Source organism: Streptomyces sp. NPDC002537 (assembly GCF_053594975.1).
On the sequence record NZ_JBSFWT010000049.1, the window covers coordinates 47,197 to 55,265 of the forward strand.

8 protein-coding genes are annotated in these 8,069 nt (G+C 72.3%); 7 read left to right on the forward strand and 1 reads right to left on the reverse strand.

Annotated features, from left to right (window positions below):
• Window positions 1-24: 24 nt before the first annotated feature.
• From ACWD4A_RS21960 to otsB, 7 genes are all read left to right on the forward strand, one after another.
• Window positions 25-1,194, forward strand: a complete 1,170-nt coding sequence (locus tag ACWD4A_RS21960) for an acyltransferase family protein (protein ID WP_451196292.1) — start codon at window positions 25-27, stop codon at window positions 1,192-1,194.
• Window positions 1,195-1,260: 66 nt separating this feature from the next.
• The gene (locus ACWD4A_RS21965; RefSeq protein ID WP_451196295.1) at window positions 1,261-2,385 is read left to right on the forward strand and encodes a nucleotide disphospho-sugar-binding domain-containing protein; all 1,125 of its coding nucleotides are present in this window, start codon (window positions 1,261-1,263) and stop codon (window positions 2,383-2,385) included.
• A gap of 4 nt (window positions 2,386-2,389) precedes the next feature.
• Window positions 2,390-2,827: a VOC family protein gene (locus tag ACWD4A_RS21970; RefSeq protein ID WP_451196297.1), complete on the forward strand. Its 438-nt coding sequence runs from the start codon at window positions 2,390-2,392 to the stop codon at window positions 2,825-2,827.
• A gap of 44 nt (window positions 2,828-2,871) precedes the next feature.
• Window positions 2,872-3,639 carry an SDR family NAD(P)-dependent oxidoreductase gene (locus ACWD4A_RS21975; protein ID WP_451196299.1) on the forward strand — a complete coding sequence of 256 codons (768 nt, stop codon included), beginning with the start codon at window positions 2,872-2,874 and terminating at the stop codon, window positions 3,637-3,639.
• Between the two features lie 36 nt (window positions 3,640-3,675).
• Window positions 3,676-4,725, forward strand: coding sequence for a ketoacyl-ACP synthase III family protein (locus tag ACWD4A_RS21980; protein ID WP_451196302.1), 1,050 nt, complete (start codon window positions 3,676-3,678; stop codon window positions 4,723-4,725).
• Between the two features lie 118 nt (window positions 4,726-4,843).
• A complete protein-coding gene (locus ACWD4A_RS21985) occupies window positions 4,844-5,983 on the forward strand; it encodes a ThiF family adenylyltransferase (protein WP_451196305.1) in 1,140 nt (379 codons plus the stop codon).
• Between the two features lie 81 nt (window positions 5,984-6,064).
• Window positions 6,065-6,910, forward strand: a complete 846-nt coding sequence (gene otsB / locus ACWD4A_RS21990) for a trehalose-phosphatase (protein WP_451196307.1) — start codon at window positions 6,065-6,067, stop codon at window positions 6,908-6,910.
• Between the two features lies 1 nt (window position 6,911).
• Here the strand turns inward: otsB and ACWD4A_RS21995 are convergent, their stop codons facing one another.
• Window positions 6,912-7,670: a hypothetical protein gene (locus ACWD4A_RS21995; RefSeq protein ID WP_451196310.1), complete on the reverse strand. Its 759-nt coding sequence runs from the start codon at window positions 7,668-7,670 to the stop codon at window positions 6,912-6,914.
• Window positions 7,671-8,069 lie beyond the last annotated feature (399 nt).

The window sequence follows — 8,069 nt, forward strand, 5'->3', positions numbered from 1 at the left end:
GCATTCAAAACTGGAGAAAACAATATGGAGATCGCGGCGAGCCGTCGGCGCGAAAGACGCCTGGATTCCCTCACCGGAGCGCGATTTCTGGCGGCCGGACTGGTATTCCTCTGTCACATCGCCACCAGCGCATTCTTCAAGCCCGGCACGGCGGTGGGCGACGGACTGATGTCGGCCACCAAATCGGCCGGGACCATCGGTGTGTCCTTCTTCTTCCTGCTGAGCGGATTCGTCCTGGCCTGGTCCGCCCGCCCCGGGGACACCTACGGCGGTGTCCTGCGGCGCCGCCTGGTCAAGGTCTTCCCGAACCACCTCGTCACCTTCGCCCTCGCCATGTTCGTGTACGCGGCGGCCACCCCGGCGGGCACCGCGGTGCTCAACGCCCTGCTGCTCCAGGCCTGGTCCTCCGACCCCATGGTCTTCCTCAGCGTCAACGGCTCCAGCTGGTCGCTCTCCTGCGAGCTGCTCTTCTACGCGCTGCTCCCGCTGCTGCTCCCGCTGGTCCGCCGCATCAGCCCCGCCCGGCTGTGGTGGTGGGCGGGCGGCCTCGCCGCCGCCGTCATGCTGGTGCCCGTCGCGGCCCAGCTGATCCCGCAGGGCCAGACCTTCCCGCCCATGGGCACCTGGCTGGACGGCGTGTCCACCGACCGCATGTGGTTCACCTACATCTTCCCGCTCACCCGGCTCCTCGAGTTCGTGCTCGGCATCCTGATGGCCCGGATCGTCCTGTCCGGACGCTGGATCGGCTTCGGCGCGGGCAAGGCCGCGCTGCTCACCGTCGCGGCGTACGTCCTCGGGCTGTACACGCCGATGCTGTTCACCGTCTCCGCCGTGACCGTGGTGCCGCTGGCCCTGTTCATCGCCGCCCTCGCCGTCTCCGACACCGAGGGCACCGGCACCCCGCTGGCCACCGCGCCGATGCGCCGGCTCGGAGAGGTGTCCTTCGCCTTCTACCTCGTCCACGGCATCGTGCTCGCGTTCATCGGCAAGCAACTGGCCAAGGCCCACCACACCCTGACGCTGACCGAGGGCGTCCTCGTCTCGCTCCTGGCCTTCGCCGTCAGCACCGGACTGGCCCTGGCCATGTACCACTTGATCGAGATGCCCGCCGTACGGCTCTGGAGCCGCCCCCGCGCGGCTCGCACCCCGGCCACGGGCGGTACCACCGAGCGGGCGATGAGCCACAGCGCCTGAGCCGCCCCAGGACGCTCCCGCGATCCTTCCCTCCCTTCACCTGATTCACCAGTGAGGTCCTTCTCCATGCGCATCCTGTTCGTCACCGGCGGCAGCCCGGCCACCGTCTTCGCGATCACCCCCCTGGCGACCGCGGCCCGCAACGCCGGGCACGAGGTCCTGGTCGCCTCCAACAGGGAGACGATGGACGCGATCGCGGGAGCCGGGCTCGCCGGCGTGTGTGTGTCGGAGACCCCGATCCGCGAGCACATCTACTGCGACCGCGACGGCAACCCCCTCCCGGTCTCGGACGACTTCGACGTGCGGATGCGCTCCATCGGCCACGCCTTCGGCCGGATGGCCGCCCGCTACCAGGAGCCGCTGCTCGAACTGGCCGAGGCCTGGCGCCCCGACGTGGTCGTCGGTGGCACCCTGCACTACTCGGCCGCCGTCCTCGCGGCCCGGATCGGGGTGCCCTACGTCCGCCACTCCTGGGACTCCGGCGAGCCCCTGGCCGTCGACGAGGCCGCCGAGCTCGAGATGCGCCCCGAGCTCGACGCCCTCGGCCTCGACCGCGTCCCCGGCACCGACCTGTGGATCGACGTCTGCCCGCCCAGCGTGCGGGACCCGCAGGCCCCCGTGGGGACGTCCATGCGCTGGGTCCCCTGCAACGTCCAGCGGACGCTGGAGCCCTGGATGTACGCCAAGGGCTCCAAGCCCCGCGTGGCCATCACCGCGGGCACCAAGACCGCCCCCGGCTACTTCTTCGACTACCTCGTCCAGCTCGTCGACAAACTCAAGCCCCTCGACGCCGAACTCCTTGTCAGCGCACCGGAGGACGTCGCCGCCGAGCTGTCCGGGGCGACCGGCGCCAAGGTCGGCTGGCTGCCCTTCGACACCCTCGCCCCCACCTGTGACCTGCTCGTCCACCACGCGGGCGGCGGCACGGCACTGACAGGCATGGTCCACGGCATCCCGCAGCTGCTCGTGCCCAACATGCCCAAGCTCATCGCCCCGTCCGAGCGCCTCGCGGCCTACGGCTCGGCGCGCATGATCGTGCCCGGCGAGGACACGCCGGACGTGGTCGCGAGCGCGGCCGACGACCTGCTGACCGACCCGTCCTACCGCGAGCGCGCCCGCTCGCTCGCGGCGGAGGCCGCCGCCATGCCCGCCCCCGCCGAGGTCGTGGGCCTGCTCGAGAAGCTGGTCTGACCCGGTGTTCTACCACGTGTGCTTCGTCGTCCCGGACATCGGGAAGGCGATGGACGACCTGACGCGGAGCACCGGAGCCCGGTGGACGGGAATCCTGGAGGACTCGCTGGGGGAGTGGGACTACCGCCTCGCGTTCACCCGGGGCGGCCCCCCGTACATCGAGCTGGTCCAGGGCCCGCCCGGCAGCCCGTGGGACTCCTCCCTCGGCGCCCGCTGCCACCACCTCGGCTACTGGACCACCGATGTGACACGGAGCTCCGCCCGCCTGTCCGGCGAAGGCTTCACCGAGGAGTTCAACGCCTGCCCGCTGGGCCGCCCGTACGCCTACCACAAGGTGGCGAGCCTGGGCGTCGACCTGGAAATGATGGATCTCTCCCGGCAGGAACGCTTCCTCGCCGCCTGGGATCCCGGCGGCCCGCCGATGGCCGCCTTCGACGCCTGACCCGACCCCGCCCCATCGCCCTAGCCCACATTGGGGGACGAACCATGACGGAACCCGAGCCGCGCACCGCTCTTGTCACCGGAGGCAGCCGAGGCATCGGCCGGGCGATCTCCCAGCGCCTCGCCGAGGCGGGCCTGGTGGTGGCCGTGCACTACGGACACGACTCCGCCGCCGCCGAGGAGACCGTGGCCGCCGTACGCGCCGCGGGCGGACGCGCCTTCCCCGTCCACGCCGAACTCGGCACGGACGGCGCGATCGACGACCTGGCCGCCGGCCTCGAAGCCGGCCTGCGCGAACACACCGGCGACACCGGCCTGGACGTCCTGGTCAACAACGCGGGCATCGGCTGCCGCGCCGACATCACCACCCTCACCCCCGAGGACCTCGACCGCGTCCTCGGGATCAACGTCAAGGCGCCCGTCTTCATCGTCCAGCGCCTCCTGCCGCTGCTGCGCGACAACGGCCGGATCGTCAACGTCTCCTCCGTCGCCAACCGCATAGCCCACCCCCACGTCCTCGGCTACGCCATGAGCAAGGGCGCCCTGGAGGCCTTCAGCCGCTCGCTCGCCGCCCAGCTCGGCCCCCGCGGCATCACCGTCAACACCGTCGCCCCCGGCCTGATCGCCACCGACTTCCACCGCGCCCGCATGCTCGAACACCCCGAGGACGCCGTCCGGGCGGCGGAGATGACCGCCTTCGGCAGGCTCGGCCGGCCCGAGGACGTCGCCGACGTCGTCGCCTTCCTCGCCTCCGAGCAGGCGCGCTGGATGACCGGCGAACGCGTGGAGACCACGGGAGGCGCCTACCTGTGAACCCCGCCCCCCACCACCACTGAAAGAAGACCGGACATGCTTCTCGACGACATCTACCTGGAATCCCTCGGCGTATGTCTCGGCGACCGCCTCGACCTCGCCGACGCCGTCGCCGACGGGCGCTACTCCTCCTCCGAGTACACCGCCAACGGGCTGCTGGGCGTCACCGTCTCGGACGAGCTCTTCGCCCCCGACCTCGCCGTCGCCGCCGTGCGCCAGGCCCTCGAGCGCGGCACCGCCGACCCGGCGGACGTGCGGCTCCTGCTGCACACCACCGCGTACTTCCAGGGCGAGGACATGTGGACCCCCGCCTCCTACATCCAGCACCGGACCGTCGGCGGCAGCGCCCCCGCCATCGAGATCGACCAGAAGTCCAACGGCTCGCTGGCGGCACTGCCCCTCGCGGCCGGGTTCCTGGCCGGCTGCGACGAGAACGCGAGCGCCCTGATCACCACCGGCGAACGCTTCTGCCTCCCCGGCTTCGACCGCTTCCGCACCGAGGGCGGCACCGTCATGGCCGACGGCGGCACGGCCATGCTCCTCACCCGGCGCCCCGGCTTCGCCCGCGTCGTCTCCTGCGTGCTCACCTCGGACTCCTCGCTGGAGGGCATGTACCGCGGTGACACCCTCAAGGACGCCCCGGCCTCCGGCGACAAGCCCCTCAACATGCGCCGCCGCAAGACCGACTTCATGCGCAAGCATCTCAGCGACCTCGAGACCATCTCGGAGAAGGTCGCCGGCGGCATCGGCGACTGCATCCGGCAGGCCCTCGACGAGGCGGGCGCCACCGTCGCCGACATCCGCCGCTTTGTCATGCCCAACAACGGCAAGGGCGGCCGCTGGTGGAGCATGCTCGCCGACATGGGCGTCGGCGTCGAGCGCACCGCCTGGGAATTCGGCCGCGAGATCAGCCACCTCGGCTCCGGCGACCAGGCCGCCGGCCTCGACCACCTGCTGCGCACCGGGCAGTTGGCGGCCGGGGACCGCGTCGTGCTGGCCGGAGCCGGATACGGCTTCAACTGGGGCGCCGCCGTCCTCGAGATCCAGCACGTGCCCGCCTGGGCCACCCCGGCCGCCGAGGCCTGAGCCCTCCGCCGGAAGTCCGGTACGTCAACCGCGGGCGTCGTGGCTTCGCCAGGCCCGCTCGGAACCACGGCCGACAGTCCGCCGGCCGAGACCCGCACGCACGCCAGAGGAGTTCCCCATGCCCTTCCCCCCGCTCGTCCAGCCCCTGCCCGAACTCCCCGACCAGGAGATACGGCGCCAGGCCCACCAGCTGATCCTGGCCGACCACGGCTCGGACGGCCAGCGGCGGCTCGCCGCGGGCAGGGTCCTGGTGATCGGCGCGGACGAGATCGGCGCCCCGCTGATCGCCCACCTCGCCGACTCCGGCGTCGGCCTGATCGGCATCGCCGACGGCTCCCCCCTCAACCCCTGGGACCGCTACCTGGGCATCCCCGATGACGGGCCGGACAGCCGCGCGTCCGCCTGGGCACGGGCCCTCGAACGCACCCACCCGACGGTGCGGACCGTCGTGGAGGACCGCTTCGACCTCGCCGGCGCACGCGACATGGTCGCCCGCTACGACCTGGTGGTGTGCGCCGGCGAGGACCTCGCCCGTGCCCGGCTCGTCGACGACGTCTGCGCGGAGACCGGCACCCCCTTCGTATGGGGCGACATGAACGCCACCCGGGCACAGGTCACCGTCTTCTGGGAACCGCACGGCCCCGGCTTCCGCGACCTGCACCCCGCGTCCCCGGCCCCGTACTTCCGCGGCATGGCGGGCGCCCTGAAGGTGCTGGGTGCCTGGGCCGCCGTGACCATCGCCGCGGAGGTCGTCAAACTCCTCACCGGCACCGGCGAACCACTGGTGGGCCGTGTCATGACCTACGACGCCAAGGCCGCCACCTGCGCGACCGTACCGCTGCACCGCGACCCGCACACCACGCGCCCCACCGAGCTCACCGCGGCCGAGCCGTTCTTCGGCCTGCTGTCCCCCGAGGCGGCGGAGGCGGCCCGCGAGTCCACCATCCCCGCGGAGGAACTCAAGGCCCTGCTCGACTCCGGCGAGCCCGTCACACTCGTCGACGTACGCGAGCCGGACGAGTACGCCTTCGCCCACCTGCCCGGATCGCTCCTCATCCCGAAGGGCGAGTTCATGGACGGCGACGCCGCCGAGCGCCTGCCGAAGGACCGCAGAACCGTCCTCCTGTGCCGCGTGGGCATCCGGTCGGCCGAGGCGCTCGCGGTCCTCAAGCGCAGCGGCCACCCCGACGCCGTCCACCTCGGCGGCGGCATCCTCGCCTGGGCGGAGCGGATCGACACCTCGATGCCCACCTACTGATCCCACCCGGCTTCCCCGGCTTCCCCCGGCTTCCTCGGAAAGGGACCGGCGACCGGCCGCCGGGCGCAGTAGGGTCGCCCCATGGGCAGTCATCCGCTCCCGGAACCCTGTACTCCCGCAGGGCGGCACGCGCTCGCCGTGCTCCTCGCGGAGCCGAGCGCGGCGGTGGTCGCGCTCGACTTCGACGGCACGCTCGCCCCGATCGTGCCCGACCCCGAACGGGCCCGCGCCCACCCGGGCGCCGTGCCCGCGCTGGCCCGGCTCGCGCCGGAGGTGCGGTCCGTCGCGGTGGTCACCGGCCGCCCGGCAGGCGTCGCCGTGCGGTACGGCGGGTTCGCCGGGGTCGACGGGCTGGAGCACCTGGTCGTCCTCGGGCACTACGGCGCCGAACGCTGGGACGCCGTCAGCGGCACCGTGACGGCACCCGCCCCGCACCCCGGCGTCGCCGCCGTACAGGCCACGCTCCCCGGCGAACTGGACAGGTCCGGCTCCTGGCGCGGCACCTGGATCGAGGACAAGGGCCGCGCCATCGCCGTCCACACCCGGCGCGCCGCCGATCCGCAGGCCGCGTACGACGCCCTGCGTGCCCCCCTGGAGGCGCTCGCCGAGCGCCACGGCCTGATCGTCGAACCCGGCAGGCTGGTCCTGGAGCTGCGCCCGCCCGGCGTCGACAAGGGCGTCGCCCTCGCCGAGTACGTCCGTGAGACGGGCGCGGGCTCCGTCCTCTACGCCGGTGACGACCTCGGCGACCTCGCCGCCTTCGCCGCCGTGGAGAAGCTGCGCGCCGAAGGGCTGCCCGGCCTCCTGGTGTGCAGCGGCAGCGCGGAGGTCACCGAACTCGCCGAACGGGCCGATCTCGTGGTCGACGGCCCGAGCGGCGTCGTGGACCTGCTGACGGCCCTCGCGGACCGCCTCACCACCGGCTGACTCAGCCGTCGTCCGGGTCCTTGGCGGCGGCCGATTCGCCGCTGCCCGCCTTGTCCGGGATGCCGAGGGTCTTGAGGGCCGTCGTCCAGTCGTGGGCGATCGCCTGCTGCGCCTTGGCCAGGTCGGTCTTCCCCGAACAGATCGCGTTCTTCAGCTTGGTCTCGACCACGTCCTTGGGGTTGTTGGGCCCGGCGCCCTCCTTGTGACCGGGGGAGGGCGGCTCGACCCACAGGTTGCGCGAGTCGTTGGGGTCGCCGCCGAGCTGGAGGCTGATCAAGTGGTCGTACTCGTAGTCCTTCAGCGAGCCCTTGTAGCCGTACGACGCCGCGTTTGCGGTCTTCTCGCGGCTGGTGATGTTGACGGGCGGCCTGATGCCCTTGGTGTAGCCGCTGCTGCAGATCGTCGTCTTCAGCGTGGCCTGGGTGACCTTCGGATTGGTCGCCCCCGGGGTGCACTTGGGGTCCGGCAGCGGCTGCTTGTCCGCCGTGTACTGATAGTGGCAACTGCCCGGATCGGGCTGCTTCTGCACGGTGTACGCGGGCTGCGGCCCCGGCCCGACCGGGATCGCGCCCCCGGCGGAGGCCGGGCCGCCGCCCGTCGACGCCGAGGAGGAGGACGAAGTGGAAGGGGATGAAACGGACTTGTCGTCCTTGGCGTCGGAGCTCTTGCCCCCGGAGTCGGAGGAGCAGCCGGCGGCTGTCAGGACGAGTACTGCTGCGCAGGCCGTGGTGAGAGTGGCGCGGCGGTTGGCGATGTGCATGCCGCTATGGTTACCCGGCGGGGTGGGGGCGCAGGCTGGGGGTGGAGGCTTTTTGCCTTCTGCTGGGGCAGGTTGTGCCGCCCGCGCTCCCCGCCCGCCCGCCCTTTCACCACCCGCCGGCCCGGTGCGCGCCGCTGCCTGCGGGGCTGCGCCCCGGACCCCGCAACACGGCTTCGCTGCGTTGTCCTCAATCTCCCCCAGCTACCGCTGGGAGGTGCCCCCAGGACGGGCTGATTTTGCGGACCGTGGTCCGCACATTGCGGGCCCGTAGGCTCAAGGCCACGGTCCGCACATTCAGCCTGTCCGGCGTTTGAGGACGCGGCCGCAGGCCGCTCCCGCCGCAGGCGGCGAACCGGGCCGCAGGCTCAGAGGGCCTTCAGCTGGGCGAGGAACCATTGC

Bases quoted from the DNA above. Each gene is read 5' to 3' on its own strand.
- ACWD4A_RS21960 (WP_451196292.1), top strand. From the start codon at position 25: ATGGAGATCGCGGCGAGCCGTCGGCGCGAAAGACGCCTGGATTCCCTC.
- ACWD4A_RS21965 (WP_451196295.1), top strand. From the start codon at position 1,261: ATGCGCATCCTGTTCGTCACCGGCGGCAGCCCGGCCACCGTCTTCGCG.
- ACWD4A_RS21975 (WP_451196299.1), top strand. From the start codon at position 2,872: ATGACGGAACCCGAGCCGCGCACCGCTCTTGTCACCGGAGGCAGCCGA.
- ACWD4A_RS21980 (WP_451196302.1), top strand. From the start codon at position 3,676: ATGCTTCTCGACGACATCTACCTGGAATCCCTCGGCGTATGTCTCGGC.
- ACWD4A_RS21985 (WP_451196305.1), top strand. From the start codon at position 4,844: ATGCCCTTCCCCCCGCTCGTCCAGCCCCTGCCCGAACTCCCCGACCAG.
- otsB (WP_451196307.1), top strand. From the start codon at position 6,065: ATGGGCAGTCATCCGCTCCCGGAACCCTGTACTCCCGCAGGGCGGCAC.
- ACWD4A_RS21995 (WP_451196310.1), bottom strand. From the start codon at position 7,670: ATGCACATCGCCAACCGCCGCGCCACTCTCACCACGGCCTGCGCAGCA.